The 15,051-nt window shown below is 66.8% G+C and carries 13 protein-coding genes; 4 read left to right on the top strand and 9 right to left on the bottom strand.

Annotated features, from left to right (window positions below):
- Window positions 1–11 precede the first annotated feature (11 nt).
- The 3 genes from CQ050_RS03535 to CQ050_RS03525 are packed head-to-tail and all read right to left on the bottom strand — an operon-like array spanning window position 12 to window position 3,885.
- Window positions 12–1,139: a CaiB/BaiF CoA-transferase family protein gene (locus CQ050_RS03535; protein WP_105555414.1), complete on the bottom strand. Its 1,128-nt coding sequence runs from the start codon at window positions 1,137–1,139 to the stop codon at window positions 12–14.
- A 12-nt stretch (window positions 1,140–1,151) separates the two neighbouring features.
- A complete protein-coding gene (locus CQ050_RS03530; protein WP_105555413.1) occupies window positions 1,152–2,135 on the bottom strand; it encodes a tripartite tricarboxylate transporter substrate binding protein in 984 nt (327 codons plus the stop codon).
- A gap of 46 nt (window positions 2,136–2,181) precedes the next feature.
- Complete coding sequence (locus CQ050_RS03525; protein ID WP_105555412.1) at window positions 2,182–3,885, bottom strand: acyl-CoA dehydrogenase family protein; 1,704 nt, start codon at window positions 3,883–3,885, stop codon at window positions 2,182–2,184.
- A 113-nt stretch (window positions 3,886–3,998) separates the two neighbouring features.
- Here CQ050_RS03525 and CQ050_RS03520 point away from each other — a divergent pair, with 113 nt between their 5' ends.
- Entirely contained in the window at window positions 3,999–4,898 is a 900-nt protein-coding gene (locus CQ050_RS03520; protein ID WP_105555411.1) for a LysR family transcriptional regulator, read from the top strand.
- 2 nt (window positions 4,899–4,900) lie between these two features.
- Here CQ050_RS03520 and purU read toward each other — a convergent pair whose 3' ends face one another.
- From purU to CQ050_RS03490, 6 genes are all read right to left on the bottom strand, one after another.
- Window positions 4,901–5,755, bottom strand: coding sequence for a formyltetrahydrofolate deformylase (gene purU, locus CQ050_RS03515; RefSeq protein ID WP_105555410.1), 855 nt, complete (start codon window positions 5,753–5,755; stop codon window positions 4,901–4,903).
- Window positions 5,756–5,796: 41 nt separating this feature from the next.
- Window positions 5,797–6,906: an NAD(P)/FAD-dependent oxidoreductase gene (locus CQ050_RS03510; protein ID WP_105555409.1), complete on the bottom strand. Its 1,110-nt coding sequence runs from the start codon at window positions 6,904–6,906 to the stop codon at window positions 5,797–5,799.
- A complete protein-coding gene (locus CQ050_RS03505; RefSeq protein WP_105555408.1) occupies window positions 6,903–7,427 on the bottom strand; it encodes a flavin reductase family protein in 525 nt (174 codons plus the stop codon). Before CQ050_RS03505 ends, CQ050_RS03510 begins: the two co-directional genes overlap by 4 nt.
- Window positions 7,428–7,466: 39 nt before the next feature.
- Window positions 7,467–8,096, bottom strand: coding sequence for a pyridoxamine 5'-phosphate oxidase (gene pdxH / locus CQ050_RS03500; RefSeq protein WP_105555407.1), 630 nt, complete (start codon window positions 8,094–8,096; stop codon window positions 7,467–7,469).
- 115 nt (window positions 8,097–8,211) lie between these two features.
- Window positions 8,212–8,868, bottom strand: coding sequence for a gamma-glutamylcyclotransferase (locus CQ050_RS03495; RefSeq protein WP_105555406.1), 657 nt, complete (start codon window positions 8,866–8,868; stop codon window positions 8,212–8,214).
- Between the two features lie 2 nt (window positions 8,869–8,870).
- Complete coding sequence (locus tag CQ050_RS03490; RefSeq protein WP_369868246.1) at window positions 8,871–9,998, bottom strand: MFS transporter; 1,128 nt, start codon at window positions 9,996–9,998, stop codon at window positions 8,871–8,873.
- Between the two features lie 458 nt (window positions 9,999–10,456).
- On the opposite strand from CQ050_RS03490, the gene CQ050_RS03485 reads away from it, so the two are divergent.
- From CQ050_RS03485 to CQ050_RS03475, 3 genes are read left to right on the top strand one after another with little or no spacing between them, the layout of a single operon-like run.
- Window positions 10,457–11,644, top strand: coding sequence for an efflux RND transporter periplasmic adaptor subunit (locus CQ050_RS03485; RefSeq protein WP_105555404.1), 1,188 nt, complete (start codon window positions 10,457–10,459; stop codon window positions 11,642–11,644).
- A gap of 1 nt (window position 11,645) precedes the next feature.
- On the top strand, window positions 11,646–13,604 hold the full coding sequence (locus CQ050_RS03480) for a MacB family efflux pump subunit (RefSeq protein ID WP_105555403.1): 1,959 nt from the start codon (window positions 11,646–11,648) through the stop codon (window positions 13,602–13,604).
- Window positions 13,605–13,609: 5 nt separating this feature from the next.
- Entirely contained in the window at window positions 13,610–15,046 is a 1,437-nt protein-coding gene (locus tag CQ050_RS03475; protein ID WP_199196719.1) for an efflux transporter outer membrane subunit, read from the top strand.
- Window positions 15,047–15,051: the final 5 nt, after the last annotated feature.

The raw sequence follows: 15,051 nt of genomic DNA, 5'->3' as shown, positions 1-15,051 counted from the left end.
GAAGGTACTCCTTACGGGGTGTCGGTTTGGGGGGCGAGCGACGGCGGCAGCTTGCGCAGCGTGGCGGGCGTGCGTGACAGTTTGATCGGAGACCCGACGCCCTGGTAGTCGCCGTGTTCCAGCACCATGCCCCGATGGCGCGTGTGCGGGTGCGCCAGCGCCTGGTCCACCGTTTGCACCGCTGCCGCCGGCACGCCGGCGCGCAGCAGGCGGTCGGCCAGCGCGGCCGCGTCCTGTTCCGCCAGCAAGGCGGACAGGTCGTCGCGCAATGCCTGGCGATGCTGCAGGCGGTCGGCGTTGGCGGCGTAGCGCGGATCTGTCGCCAGGGCAGGCGCGTTCAACACCTGCGCCAGAAGCGCGAATTGCCGGTTGTTGCCCACGGCCAGGAAGATCGGGCCGCTGGCGGTGGGCAGCGTTTCGTAGGGGGCGATGTTCGGGTGCGCGTTGCCGCTGCGCGTTGGCACCTTGCCGCTGTAGAAGTAATTGGCCGCATGCGGATGCAGCAGCGACAGTGCGCAGTCGTACAGCGTGATGTCCAGGAACTGGCCCAGGCCGCTGCGGCCCCGTTCATTCAGCGCCAGCAGAATGGCCACGGCGGCGTTCAGGCCGGTCACCATGTCCACTACCGGCAGGCCGACGCGGGTAGCGTCGCCGTCCGCGTCGCCGTTCACGCTCATCAGGCCGCACATGGCCTGCGCGCAGGCGTCGTAACCGGGCAATCCGCCCAACGGGCCATCCGATCCGAAGCCGCTGACACGGCAATGGATCAGCTTGGGGAAGGCCTGGCTAAGGGACTCGAAACCCAGGCCCCACTTCTCCAGCGTGCCGGGCTTGAAGTTTTCGACCAGCACGTCGGCGTCGGCCAGCAGGTGGCGCAGCAGCTCCTGGCCGGCGGCTTGCGACAGGTCCAGCGTCATGCCGTCCTTGTTGCGATTGACGCCGATGAAGTACGACGCCGTGTCGCCCAGGAAGGGCGGGCCCCAGCCTCGGGTTTCATCGCCGCCAGGCGGTTCGATCTTCAGCACGTCGGCGCCGTGGTCGGCCAGGATCTGCGTGCAATAGGGACCGCCCAGCACGCGGGACAGGTCGATCACTTTGCATCCGGCAAGCGCGCCGGCATTGGGTAGGGTGGGAGCCATGGCGTGTCAGCTTCAGTCGATGGAAACGTTGGCGCTGGTGATGAGCTCGCGCCACTTGGGGACTTCGGTGGTGATGAAGGCGGCCAGGCCTTGCGGCGTCTGATCCTGCGCTTCGACGATGCCCTGCGAACGCAGGGTCTGCTTGATGGTGGGGTCGGACAGCGCGGTCTTGAATGCCTGGTTCAGCGTGTTCACCACGTCTGCCGGCGTGTCCTTGGGGGCGACGATGCCGAAGAAGACGCTGACGTCATACCCTTGGAGCCCCTGCTCGGACAAGGTGGGCAGGTCGGGCAGGGCCTCGGAGCGCTGCGCGCTGGCCAGGCCGATGGCGCGCAGTTTGCCGGCCTTGATGTAGGGCAGCGCGGTCAGGATGTCGGTGAACGACATCGACACCTGCCCGCCCAGCAGGTCGTTCAGCGCCGGCCCGGTTCCCTTGTAGGGAATGTGCATGATCTGGGTGCCGGCCATCTTGTTGAACAGAATGCCCGCCAGATGCGACGACGCGCCGTTGCCGGACGAAGCGTAGCTGAGCTTGTCCGGATTCTTCTTGGCGTAGGCGATGAGTTCTTGCGCGTTGGTGGCGGGCACCGACGGGTTCACGACCAGGATGTTGGGCAGGTGGCCCAGGCGGATGATGGGCGCGAAGCTGGTTTCGGGGTTGTAGCCCTGCCTTTTGTACAGACTGACATTGATGGCCAGCGGGCCGGACGTGCCGAACAACAGCGTGTAGCCGTCGGGCTTGGCCGAGGCCACGTATTCGGATCCGATGTTGCCGCCCGCGCCGCTGCGGTTTTCAACGATGACGTTTTGCTTCAGGGGCTCGCGGAGTTTCTCGGCCAGCCGGCGTGCCATGGCGTCGGTGGGGCCGCCAGGGGGGAAGGGCACGATCAGCGTGATCGGGCGGGCCGAGGGGAAGGCGTCCGCGGCCAAGGCGGGAGCGGACGGAGCCGCGGCGGCGGCCGCCGCCAGCATCAGGGGGGCAAGAAGGCGTTTCATGGTGGTGTCTCCTGGGGGACGCGCCGGCTGTGCCGCCGGCGTCGGTTTACAGCGCGTATTGCAGAATGGCCTGGCAGGCCGCGCTTTCGTTGGGGGGAATGGCGTAGGGGGCGTGCGGCGCCAGGCGATGCAACAGCACCTGGTCGGCCAGCTGCGCGCGGCTTTCCAGGCCGGCGCCCGTGGCTTCCCAGCGCAGCGCGGCCATCGATACCGCGTGGTACAGCAGCGATGCGGCCTGGCGGGCGAGTTCGGCGTGGTCGCCTTGCGCGGCGTGTTCGGCCAGCGCGAAGGTCTTGTCCAGCGCCTGGGCCTGGCGTTCGGCCAGCGCGGGCGGGCAAGGCGCGCCCTCGGCCAGCAGGCGGTCGACATGGGCGCGCAGCGCGGGCAGGGACTGCTCTTTCTTGATGGCGCGCAGCACGTCCAGCGCGACGATGTTGCTGGTGCCTTCCCAGATGGAACCCAGGTGTGCGTCGCGCACCAGGCGCGGTTCGGTCCATTCCTCGATGTAGCCGCAGCCGCCGCGCACTTCCATCGCGTCGCCGGTTACCTTGCGCGCGTCGCGGCAGGCGCGGAACTTGATCAGCGGCGTCAGGATGCGGGCCAGCGCGGGATCGGCCGCGCCCTGGTCGGCGTCGGCCAGCGCCCGGGCCGTCTGGAACATGACGCTGCGGGCCTGTTCGGCCCATACCGTCATCTTGACCAGCTGGCGTTGCATCAGCGGCATGTCGATCAGGCGTTTGCCGAAGGCGCGGCGGTGTTGCGACACGTAGACGGCCTCGGTGACCGCGCGGCGCATCAGGCCGGCCGCGCGCATGCCGTTGGACAGGCGCGAGTTGTTGATCATGTCGGCCATGTGCTTGAAGCCGCGGCCGCGTTCGCCCACCAGCCAGGCCACGGCCCCTTCCAGGCGGATTTCGCCGCTGGCCATCGAGCGGGTTCCCAGCTTGTCCTTCAAGCGCAGGATGCGGTAGTGGTTGTGGCTGCCGTCGGCCAGATCGCGTGGCAGCAGGAACAGCGATACGCCCTTCAGGCCCGGCTGCGGTTCGCTGCGGGCCAGCACCATCGCGAATCCTGCGTCGGGGTTCGAGCAAAACCATTTGTCGCCGTGGATACGCCAGGTACCGTCGTCTTGCGCCTCGGCCGTGACCTCGGTGGCGCTGACGTCCGAACCCGCGCCCTGTTCGGTCATGAACATGGCGCCTTGGCGCAATGTGTCGAAATCCTGGGAGGTCACCTGGGGCAGCACGCGTTCGACCAGCGCCGGGTCGCCGAACTTGCGCAGCGTGCGCGCCAGCGAGTCCGTCATGCTGACCGGGCAGCACAGGCCGAATTCCGCCTGCACGAACAGGTGGCTTAGCGCGTATTTGGCGGCGGCCGGCATCGGTTCCGGCCAGCCCAGCACGCCGCCGCGGTGCGAAAGCGCCGCCAGGCCGAATTCACTGTAGGCCAGGCGTTCCAGCTCGACATAGGCGGGGTGCTTGTCGACGCGGGATTCGTCGGTGCCGGCGCGGCTGCGCACGGACAGGGTGGGGGGATGCTTGTCCGCCGTGGAAGCCAACTCGTCCATGATGCCGCCGGCCAGTCCACCCAGCCGTTGCAGGTGCGGCAGCAAGTGCGCGTGCAGCGGGGGCGGCAGGTAGCGCTGGCTGAGGGCGGCGGCATAGGGATCGGCGTTGAAGAGGTTCAGGCCGCGGGAGTCCGGAACGGGCGTGACGGCAGTGGCGATCGGGGAGATCTTCGGAGCATCCATGGCGGCATCCTGCAAAAGACGGGGAAGATGGCGATGTTGCGCGGGTCGATTAATCTATACAAATACCGTTTTTGTGTAGAACAATTCATAAAAAATATGGATCGGAAGACGCCGTGGATCTGGACCCCCGCCTGTTGCGCTATTTCATCGCGGTCGCCGAAGAGCGGCATTTCAGCCGCGCCGCCGCGCGCCTGCACATTTCGCAGCCGCCGCTGAGCTACGCCATCCGCCAGCTTGAAGACAACGTGGGCGCGCGCCTGCTGGCCCGCACCAGCCGCCACGTGGAACTGACCGATGCCGGGCAGGTGCTGTACCGCGAGGCGCTGACCCTGTTGCGCCAGGCCGAGGAGGTGCGCACGCTGGTGCAGCGGGTGGACGCGGGCTTGCGGGGGCGGCTGCGCATCGGTTTCGTGGGATCGATGCTGTATCGCGGCCTGCCCGCGCTGCTGAACGCCATGCGCGCCGAGCTTCCCGATGTGGAGCACGTGCTGACCGAGCTGAACTCCCACGAGCAGATCGAAGCCGTTCGGCGCGGCGAACAGGACTTGGGCTTCATCCACGCCAACCCGGTGCCGGACGAGGTCCAGGCGCGCGATCTGGTGGCCGAGCCATTTGTTGTCTGCCTGCCGGATTCGCACCCGCTGGCGCACCGGGCGTCGCTGCGATTGGCGGACCTGGCGGGCGATGATTTCGTGTTCTTTGCCCGCGCGGCGTCGCCCAGCTATTACGAAACGGTGCTATCGATGTGCGTGGCGTCGGGATTCATGCCGGTGATCCGGCACGAGGTACGCCACTGGCTAAGCGTGGCGTCGCTGGTGTCGCAGGGCCTGGGGGTGTCGATCGTGCCGGCCTGCCTGTCGCGTAGCGGCCTGGCGGGCACGCGTTTCATCGCTTTCCCGCACGAGGCGCGCTCCATCAGCCAGGTGATCTGGCCAGCGCAGGCGGGCTCGCCGCTGCAGCAGAAGGCGATGGCGCTGGTGGCGCGCCAGTATCCGCCCGCTGCGACAGGCTGAGATCAGCGGAACACGACGGTCTTGTTGCGGTTCAGCAGGATGCGGTGTTCGACGTGGCTGCGCACGGCGCGCGACAGCACCAGGGATTCGATGTCGCTGCCGACCTGGGTCAGGTCCTGGGCGGTCATCGTGTGGTCGACGCGTTCGATATCCTGGTCGATGATCGGACCTTCGTCCAGGTCGGACGTCACGTAGTGGGCGGTGGCGCCGATGATCTTCACGCCGCGCGCATGCGCCTGGTGATAGGGACGGGCGCCCTTGAAACTGGGCAGGAAACTGTGGTGGATGTTGATGGCGCGGCCGTTCAGCGCGCGGCACATGTCCGCCGACAGGATCTGCATGTAGCGGGCCAGCACGACCAGGTCGGCATTCGACTGTTCGACGATTTCCAGCACCTGCTTTTCCTGTTCCGCCTTGGTGTCCGGCGTGACCGGCAGGTGGTGGAACGGAATGCCATAGGAGGCCGCCAGGCTAGCGTAATCGTTGTGGTTCGACACGATTGCGGCCACTTCGGCGTGCAAATGCCCGCTATGCACGCGGAACAGCAGGTCGTTCAGGCAGTGGCCCTGCTTGCTGACCATGATCAGCAGGCGCTCTTTGCGGCGCGCATCGTGCAGCTTCAGGTCCATGCCGTATTCGCCCGACATGGCGTCCAGGCGGGCTCGCAGGTCGTCGGCGGCCACGGGGGCCGGCAGGTCGAAGTGCACGCGCAGGAAGAACTGGCCCGTTTCCTCGTCACCGAACTGTTGAGAATCCAGGATGTTGCAACCCAATTCGAACAACAGGCCGCTGACGCGGTAGACGATGCCGGTGCGGTCGGGGCAGGACAGGGTCAGGATGTAGTCGTTGTGCTGCATGGTGCGGAAATAGGCCAGGAAAGGAAAGGGATGGGGCGGAGTCAGGCGGCCAGGCGCGCCAGGGCTTCTTCCGCCAGGGCCAGGCTGGAGGTCAGCCCGGGAGATTCGATGCCGAACAGATTGACCAGGCCGGGCACGCCGTGCACGGCGGGGCCGGCGATGACGAAGTCGGCGGCGGGTTCGTGCGGGCCGGAGATCTTGGGCCGGATGCCGGTGTAGCCGGGCGCCAGGGCGTCGTCGGGCAAAGCGGGCCAGTAGCTGCGCACCGCTTCGTAGAACACCTCGGCGCGGGCCGGGTCCAGTGTGTAGTCTTCGGTGCCGACCCATTCCGTGTCGGGGCCGAACTTGGCTTGGCCGCCCATGTCCAGCGTCAGATGCACGCCCAGGCCGGCGTGTTGCGGCACGGGGTAGATCAAGCGCGAGAACGGAGCGCGGCCGGACAGCGTGAAATAGCTGCCCTTGCAGAGGTAGTCGGTGGGAATGCTGGCGGGCGGCACGCCGTCGATGCGGCGGGCCAGCGCTGGCGCCTGCAAGCCCGCCGAATTGATCAGCACGTTGCAGGTCAGGGTCATGGCCTCATCGCCGCCGAACTGCAGGGCGAACCCGCCCTCGGGGCGGACGCGGCCGGACACCAGCGGCGTATGGAACACGCATTGGGCGCCGGCGTTTTCGGCGTCGCCCTGGAACGACAGCATCAGCGCGTGGCTGTCGACGATGCCGGTCGACGGCGATACCAGCGCGGCCGTGCATTGCAGCGCGGGCTCCAGGCGCGTGGCGTCTTCGCCGGAAATGTATTGCAGGTCATCGACGCCGTTGGCACGGGCGCGCTGCGCGATGCCTTCCAGTTGCGCGGCCTGTTCGCGGTCGGTGGCCACGATCAGCTTGCCCAGCCGCTTGTGCGGGATGGCGCGTTCGGCGCAGTAGGCGTACAGCAGGTGCTTGCCGCGCACGCAAAGCCGCGCCTTCAAGCTGCCGGCGGGGTAATAGATGCCCGCGTGGATGACTTCGGAATTGCGCGAGCTGGTGCCGGTGCCGATGGCTTCCGTGGCTTCGGCCACCAACACTTCGCGGCCGGACTGGGCCAGCGCGCGGGCAATCGCCAGGCCCACCACGCCCGCGCCGATGACGACGCAATCGACGTCCACGCTCATGACGTCTTCCTTTCGGACCGCGATCCGGCCGGGGTCAGGTCGAAACCGCCTGCGTGGAACACCAGCGGCGGTTCGCTGCTGTGGCCGCAGCGCTCGACCTCGCCCACCATGATGATGTGGTCGCCTTCTTCGTAGCGGCTGCGGTTGCGGCATTCGAACCAGGCGGCGCAATGACCGTCCAGCATCGGCGTGCCGCCGGGCGCGTGGTGCACGGTCAGGCCAGCGTAGCGGTCCGGCGTCTTGCCGGTGGCGAAACGCCGCGCCAGCGCGATCTGTTCGGCGCTAAGCACGTTGACCACATAGCGTTCGCACTGTTCGAACGCCGCCAGCGAGGAAGAACCGCGCGACAGGCTCCAGAGGATCAGCGGCGGGTTCAGCGACACTGAATTGAAGGAGCTGACCGTCAGCCCGATGGGCGCGCCGTCGAGGCCGGCGGCGGTGACCACCGTTACGCCGGTGGCATAGCGGCCCAGCGCGGTACGGAAGAATGAGGCGTCAAAGTCAGGGGAGGAGGCGGGCATGCAATCGTTAAGTCGGGCGGGCGCGCAAGGCGCCCGGCATCAAGGCGACAGGCGTTCGATATTCCAGGCCGTGCCGTCGGCGACATAGCGCAGGCGGTCGTGCAAGCGCGACGGCCTGCCTTGCCAGAACTCGAAAGCGGTGGGCTTCAGGCGGTAACCGCCCCAGTGCGGCGGACGCGGCGGCTGTTCGCCGAACCGTTCGCGGAATTCCTGTTCGCGCGCTTCCAGCGCTTCACGGGTGATGGGCTGGCTTTGGCGCGAGGCCCACGCGCCGATGCGCGAACCGGCGGGGCGGCTGTGATAGTACGCGTCCGACTCTTCGGCAGCGACTTTTTCCACCGCGCCTTCGATCCGCACCTGGCGTTCCAGCGGCTGCCAGAAGAACAGCAGGCAAGCGCGCGGCTCGGCCGCCAGGTCCTGGCCCTTGCGGGATTCGTAGTTGGTGAAGAACGTGAAGCCGTGCTCGTCAAAGCCCTTGATGAGGACGATGCGGGCGCTGGGCTGCCCGGTGGCGTCCACCGTGGCCAGGGTCATGGCGTTGGGTTCCGGCACCTTGGCGGCCAGCGCTTCGTCGAACCAGCGGGCAAACTGCTGGAACGGCGAGGCGGCGGCCTGGCTTTCCAGCAGGACGTTCTTTTCGTAGCTTTGACGCAGATCGGAGACGGACATGAGGCGTGGGATTCAGCGTTGATAACAGGGAGTTTATACCGCTTGGGGCATCGCTCCCTTATTGACCCCGCGCAGGTCTCAGGCATGTTTCCCGCCGGGCGGCGGGCAGGGGTGGTCAGGCGCCTTCGGGTAGCGGCCGGCCATCAAGTTCCAGCCGGCGGGCGATGGCGTCCAGCCGGGCGTCATGGATGCCGGCGGCCCGCAGCGCCTGGGCGGTCTGGACCACGTAGTCGGTGCACGGCCCGTAGCGGCCGGCGGCCCGGCGCACGATGGCCAGCAGCTCGGCGTCGGGCAGGGCGCGAATGTAGGCCGGATTGTCGCGGTTCATGATGAAGACCAGGGCGCGGACGGGGCCGGCGTCGGTCGCGCAGTTGATCCAGCGCGGCAGATAGGCGCCGGTGGACATTTCACGTTCCCAGAGCGCGGGGAAATAGGTGGGGACCTGGTCGCCGGCCAGACGGTAGACCACGCCCCGGCAGGAGCCGCCGCGGTCCAGGCCGAATACCAGTCCGGGGCATTCCGGGGTGCCGCGGTTCACGCGCGACCACAGGCACAGCGCCCGGTGGTGCCCGCGCAAGGTCGCCAGGCGGCGTTCCATGAAGTCGAAGTCGGGGCGCCAGATGAGTGATCCGTACCCATATACCCAGACGTCTTCCCCCGACTGCCAGTGCTGCAGCGCCTGGTCCAGCGAAGCCCGTCTTTCTTCGGGCGTCCACAAGCGGAAGGGCAGGCTGGCGCCAGCGATGGCGGAAGATGGGGACGGCGTGTTCACGACTACGGGTTCCGGTCAGATTCGAGCGGGGGGTTGCGGTTGGCCCAGCCGCCAGCCATCAAGGCCAGCGAATAGGCCCAAAACAAGGGGGCAACACCAATTACCGCGCCCAGCGCGCCGAAGGTCAATGGCAAGGACACCTGGGATCCGTTGATCAGCGCCATCCGTAAACCAACGGCTTCGGCGGCGCGCCCAGGCGGCGAATGCTGGTGCAGCAGGGATAGCATACTCGGTTGGCAGCACCCCAAGGCAAGGCCCAGGATGAACGACAGCACGATCAGGACGGTAACGTCGGTGAACAGCGGGTAAAGCATGAAATCGATCGCCGCCGTCGCCATGGCCACCCGGACGAGCGTCCAGGATCGGACCCGGCGCATGATCAGCGGCAATATCAGGCGGATGACGAACGTTGCCGCCGCGAAGGACGCAAGAATGACGCCGATCGTGGTGGCCGACAGCCCGATCGCGACGCCGAAGATGGGAACGACGAACAAATGGGTGTCCCAGGCGCCAGACAGGATGGTGTTGACCATCAAGATCCGGCGCAGCGCCGGAACGGCCAGCAATTCGGTCACCCGTCGGCGCTGGGCTTCTTTGACGCCGGTCAGTTGCGAATCCACGGCCTTCAACTGGTGACGCAAGGCATACAGGCCGATGCCCGACAAGATTGGGCCCAGGGCCAGCAGGCCGAAGGCGGTGCGCGTACCCAGATGGTCGATCGCCAGCCCGGCGATCAGCGGCCCGGAAAATCCCGACCCGGCCAGCGCGAGCGACATGAACGAGAAATTGCGCAGGCGCTGCGCGGGTTCCGCGTGGCCCAGCAAGTCTTGCGTGGCGACCTGGTGCAGCATGAAGCCGATGCCGATGCAGCAGGACGCAATCAGCAAGGCGGTCTGAGTCTGCGAGATAAAGGGTAAAGCGGTGCCGATCGCTACCAAAGCCGTCCCGATGGCGAGCGGACGAACGATGCCCACCCGATCGACCCAGCGGCCGGCGCGCACCGAGAACAACATCGGCAGCACGGCAAACACGGCGACCAGGGTGCCCACCTTGAAGGTGGACAGGCCCATTTGCAGCGCCGTGAGTGAAACGGTGATCCGTCCCCCGGTAAGCGCCACGTGATTCATCATTGCCAGCAGGCACAGCAGCACCGCCCCGGAAAATTCCGGGGAACTTGAAGGCGAGGAGGGGGATCTGTGAGAGGTAGGCACGGCGTAACTGCATTCATTCTGTGCGGATCGTCGGCCTATGTCGAGGCGCGGCGTTTTTGCAGTGCCGCAAATTGTTTCAAGCGCGGGTGGCAAGATAGGCGCCAACTAATGCGCAAGTCGGCGACTTACGGGGCAAGATGGCGGCATGTTCGGCGCATGTGCAAAAAAGGCGGTTCCGCGCATGCGCCGCAGCCGTTGTATCGTTCTCGCAACGGAACAATCCGGCGCCTGCCGGACGGACCGGTACTGCTTTACTGTTTTTCACCGTTTTGGCACAGATTGGCCATCGTTTGGCAGGGTCGCCCGTTTAGGATGGGCGCCTATGCTTTGCAATACCGGCGCGGGTCCACAGCCCTCGTCTCCTATCACCAGGTTCAATGAAAAAGCCCCGCAGCAAGTTCAAGCGTTATGCGTTGATCGCCGTCGTCGTCCTACTTGTGGCGTTCGCTTTGCGCGTCGTCTTTTTTTCAGCGCCGCCGCCGCCCACCTTTGCGGTGGGCGAGGTCAGCCGGGCGAACCTTGAGGACAGTGTCCTGGCCAGCGGCACCATCGACGCCATCGAACGCGTCAGTGTGGGCGCCCAGGCCACCGGCCAGTTGAAGTCCCTGAAAGTGGAACTGGGCGACCGCGTCAAGAAAGGCCAATTGGTCGCCGAGATCGACGACCTGACCCAGCAGAACGAACTGCGCAACGCCGAGGCGGCCCTGCAGACGCGGCGCGCCGAACGCGCGGCCAAGGTCGCCACGCTGAAGCAGGCCGAATTGGCCTTCAAGCGCCAGCGCCAGATGCTGGCGGCCGACGCCAGTTCGCGCGAGGCCTACGAGACGGCCGAGGCGACACTGGCCGTGACGCGTGCCGAGATCGCCTCGCTGGACGCGCAGATCGCGCAGGCCGAAATCCAGGTGGACACCGCCCGCGTCAACTTGGGCTACACGCGCATCGTCTCGCCCATCGACGGCATGGTGGTGGCCGTGGTGACCAAGGAAGGCCAGACCGTCAACTCCATCCAGAGCGCGCCCACCATCATCAAGGTGGCCCAGGTGGACACCATGACGATCAAGGCCCAGATCTCGGAAGCCGACGTGACCCGCGTGAAGGCCGGCCTGCCCGTGTACTTCACGATCCTGGGCGAACCCGATCAGCGCTATCAGGCCAAGCTGCGCGCGGTGGAGCCCGCGCCGGACTCCATCCAGAAAGAAGACGCCACGTCGTCGCTCACGTCTTCCAGCGGCAGTTCCACCACCGCCGCCGTCTATTACAACGGTTTGTTCGATGTGCCCAACCCCGATGAAAAGCTGCGCATTTCGATGACCGCCCAAGTTTTCATCGTGCTGGGCGAAGCCAAGGACGCCGTCGTGGTGCCGGCCTCGGCGCTGGGCAAGCGTGGCAAAGACGGCCGCTATACCGTGCGCGTGGTCTTGAAAGACAACAAGACCGAGGAGCGCCAGGTCAAGATCGGCATGAACAACAACGTGCAGGCGCAGGTGCTGGAAGGGCTGGAGGTGGGCGAGCGGGTCGTGACGGCGGATTCCGCGCCTGCGGCCGCCGCAGCGCGGGGAGGCTGACATGGGCGGACCGCTGATCTCGCTTTCCGGGGTGCGCCGCGAGTTCCCCGCGGGCGAGCAGACCATTGCCGTCTTGAAAGACATCGACCTGACCATCGAGGCCGGCGAAATGGTCGCCATCGTGGGCGCGTCCGGTTCGGGCAAGTCCACGCTGATGAATATCCTGGGCTGCCTGGACCGCCCGACCCGTGGCGATTACCGGGTCAGTGGCCGCAGCACGGGCGAATTGGACCCCGACGAACTGGCCGAACTGCGGCGCGAGCACTTCGGCTTTATCTTCCAGCGCTATCACCTGTTGTCGGACCTGACCGCGCAGGGCAATGTGGAAATGCCGGCCGTATACGCCGGCAAGCGGCGCGAGGCCCGGACGGCCCGCGCCGAGGAACTGCTGAAGCGGCTGGGGCTGGGCGACCGGTCGGAACACCGACCCGGCCAGTTGTCGGGCGGCCAGCAGCAGCGCGTGAGCATCGCGCGCGCGCTGATGAACGGCGGCGACATCATTCTGGCCGACGAACCCACTGGCGCGCTGGACACGCACACCGGGCAGGAAGTGCTGCGCATCCTGGAAGAGCTGAACGCGGCCGGCCACACCATCATCATCGTCACGCACGACATGAATGTGGCCCGTCACGCGCAGCGCATCATCGAGATCAGCGACGGCGAGATCGTCGCGGACAAGCGCAATCCCGACGCGCCGCGCGTGGAAGCCGAGCGCGACGCGCCGCCGGAACTGCCCAAGCGGCCCGCCTGGCAGTCGTACCTGGACCGTTGCGGCGAAGCGCTGCGCATGGCGCTGCTGTCCATGAACGCCCACCGGCTGCGCACGTCGCTGACCATGCTGGGCATCATCATCGGCATCGCGGCGGTGGTGTCGGTGGTGGCGCTGGGCGAAGGGTCGCGGCGCAAGATCCTGGACGACATCAGCGCCATCGGCACCAACACCGTCGAAGTGTTCCCCGGCAAGGACTTCGGCGATGAAAAAGCCGTCACTATCCGCACGCTGGTTGCGGCCGACGCCGACGCGCTGGCCCGCGAACCCTACGTGGACAGCGTCACGCCGGAAGTCACCACCAGCAACACGCTGCGCTACCGCAACGTGTCCGTGAACGGGTCGATCCAGGGCGTGGGCGAACAGTACTTCCGCGTGCGGGCCATCAAACTGGCGCAGGGCAAGTTCTTCGACGAGACCAGCGTGGTGCGCCGCGCGCAGGAAGTGGTGATCGACGAAGGCACGAGGCGGACCTTGTTCGGTTCGCACACGGAGCCGATCGGCCAGGTCGTGTTCCTGGGGTCGATGCCCGCCCGCGTGATCGGCGTGACCGAGAAAAAGGAATCCGTCTTCGGCAACAACGAATCGTTGAATGTCTGGATCCCCTACACCACGGCGCTGTCGCGCGTGCTGGGCCAGCAGCACTTGAAGAGCATCACGGTGCGCGTCAACGACGCCACGCCGCCGGCGGCGGCCGAACGCGCCATCGAGCGCGTGCTGGTCCGGCGTCACGTGGTGAAGGACTTCTTCGTGTTCAACACGGACGCGATCCGCAAGACCATCGAACGCACGACGGCCACCATGACTTTGCTGGTGTCCCTGATCGCGCTGATTTCGCTGATGGTGGGAGGGATCGGGGTGATGAACATCATGCTGGTGTCCGTTACCGAGCGCACCCGCGAGATCGGCGTGCGCATGGCGGTGGGCGCGCGCCGCAGCGACATCATGCAGCAGTTCCTGATCGAAGCGGTACTGGTCTGCCTGATCGGGGGGGCGTTGGGCATCATCCTGTCGCTGGCGTTGGGCGTGCTGGTGTCCAAGGCCACGGGCGGTTCGTTCCAGATGATCTATTCCACGGCATCGATGGTGGCGGCATTCACGTGCTCGACGCTGATCGGTGTGCTTTTTGGCTATTTGCCGGCGCGCAATGCGGCGCGCCTGGATCCCGTCGAGGCGTTGGCCCGGGAATGAGGACGATGAAAGCGGTTTCCCTGATTCGCACACCCGCCGCCCTGGCGCTGCTTCTGGCGCTGGGCGGTTGCGGCAGCCTGTTGCGCACCGATTACGAACCGCCGCTGACCCAGGCGCCCGCCGCCTGGACGCACGCCGCGCCCGGTGCCGCGCAAGCGCCGTTGGCCGACGGCGGCGCCTGGTGGCGCAATTTCAACGACCCGGTCTTGAACGGGCTGGTCGATGCCGTGCTGGCGCGTAACAACGACCTGGCCGCCGCGGCGATCCGGGTGCGCCGCGCGCAGTACCAGGCGGGGCTGACCGAGGACCAATTGACGCCGCAATTGGGCGGCAGCGCCAACGTGGCGCGCAACCGCAATCTGTACGGCGACCGCGCGATCACACGCACCAACGCCGCTGAACTGACCGTCGGCTACGAGGTGGACCTGTGGGGCAAGCTGTCGCGCCAGCGCGACGCGGCCCAATGGGAAGCGCTAGCCACCGAAGAGGACCGGGCGGCCGCGGCCTTGTCGCTGGTGGGCACCACGGCCACGCTGTACTGGCAGACCGCCTTCATCAATCAGCGCATCGCCAGCAGCGAAGAGAGCATCGCCTATGCGCGCCGCACGCAGGACCTGGTGCGCGCGCAATACGCGGCGGGCGGCGCATCGGCGCTGGAACTGGCGGAAGCCGAGCAGACCGTGGCCAGCCAGCAGGCCGCCCACACCTTGCTGGTTCAACAGCGCGTGGAATACACGAATGCGCTGACGATTCTGTTCGATGGGCCGCCGGACCGCAGCATGGCCGACCCGGCCCGCTTGCCGCAGTATCCCTTGCCTGAAGCGCGCGCCGGCGTTCCCGCCGATCTGTTGGGCCGTCGCCCGGACCTGCGCGCGGCCGAGCTGCGTTTGCGCGAAGCCTTGGCAACGGTGGACGCCACCCGTGCGAGTTTCTATCCGCCGGTGACGCTGACGGGCGCGGTCGGCACCGCCAGCCCGACGCTCTCCAGCATGCTGCAAAACCCCGTTGCGTCGCTGGGCGTGGGCTTGACGCTGCCGTTCCTGCAATGGACGCAGATGCAGCTGAACATCAAGATCTCCAAGGCGGACTACGAAGAGCGTGTCGTCAATTTCCGCCAGTCGCTGTATCAGGCGATGGCGGACGTGGAGAACGCGCTGTCGAACCGGACGCAACTGGCCTTGCAGGCGGAACAACTGGCGGTGTCGCTGCGAGCCGCGCGGGACGCTGAGCGCTTGTACGAAGTGCGCTATCGGGCAGGGGCCGTGTCGTTGAAGGACTGGCTGGACGCGCAGGAAAAGCGCCGGACGGCCGAGATTGCGCGGGACGAGAACGGGTTGAATCGGTTGGTGAATCAGGTGACGGTGTATCAGGCGCTTGGCGGGGATGATGTTGTGGCGCGTGATGTCGGGGTCGATGCCGGGGGTGATGTCTCGGGTTCTTGAGACGC

This window comes from Achromobacter sp. MYb9 (genome assembly GCF_002975275.1).
In the GTDB taxonomy this organism is placed as follows: Bacteria; Pseudomonadota; Gammaproteobacteria; order Burkholderiales; family Burkholderiaceae_B; genus Achromobacter.
The sequence above is the reverse complement of the archived record's forward strand: the minus strand, read 5'-3'. Positions and strand labels throughout refer to the sequence as shown.

Coding starts and splice junctions, on each gene's coding strand:
- CQ050_RS03535 (WP_105555414.1), bottom strand. CDS start 1,139: ATGGCTCCCACCCTACCCAATGCCGGCGCGCTTGCCGGATGCAAAGTG.
- CQ050_RS03530 (WP_105555413.1), bottom strand. CDS start 2,135: ATGAAACGCCTTCTTGCCCCCCTGATGCTGGCGGCGGCCGCCGCCGCG.
- CQ050_RS03525 (WP_105555412.1), bottom strand. CDS start 3,885: ATGGATGCTCCGAAGATCTCCCCGATCGCCACTGCCGTCACGCCCGTT.
- purU (WP_105555410.1), bottom strand. CDS start 5,755: ATGCAGCACAACGACTACATCCTGACCCTGTCCTGCCCCGACCGCACC.
- CQ050_RS03510 (WP_105555409.1), bottom strand. CDS start 6,906: ATGAGCGTGGACGTCGATTGCGTCGTCATCGGCGCGGGCGTGGTGGGC.
- CQ050_RS03505 (WP_105555408.1), bottom strand. CDS start 7,427: ATGCCCGCCTCCTCCCCTGACTTTGACGCCTCATTCTTCCGTACCGCG.
- pdxH (WP_105555407.1), bottom strand. CDS start 8,096: ATGTCCGTCTCCGATCTGCGTCAAAGCTACGAAAAGAACGTCCTGCTG.
- CQ050_RS03490 (WP_369868246.1), bottom strand. CDS start 9,998: ATGATGAATCACGTGGCGCTTACCGGGGGACGGATCACCGTTTCACTC.
- CQ050_RS03485 (WP_105555404.1), top strand. CDS start 10,457: ATGAAAAAGCCCCGCAGCAAGTTCAAGCGTTATGCGTTGATCGCCGTC.
- CQ050_RS03480 (WP_105555403.1), top strand. CDS start 11,646: ATGGGCGGACCGCTGATCTCGCTTTCCGGGGTGCGCCGCGAGTTCCCC.
- CQ050_RS03475 (WP_199196719.1), top strand. CDS start 13,610: ATGAAAGCGGTTTCCCTGATTCGCACACCCGCCGCCCTGGCGCTGCTT.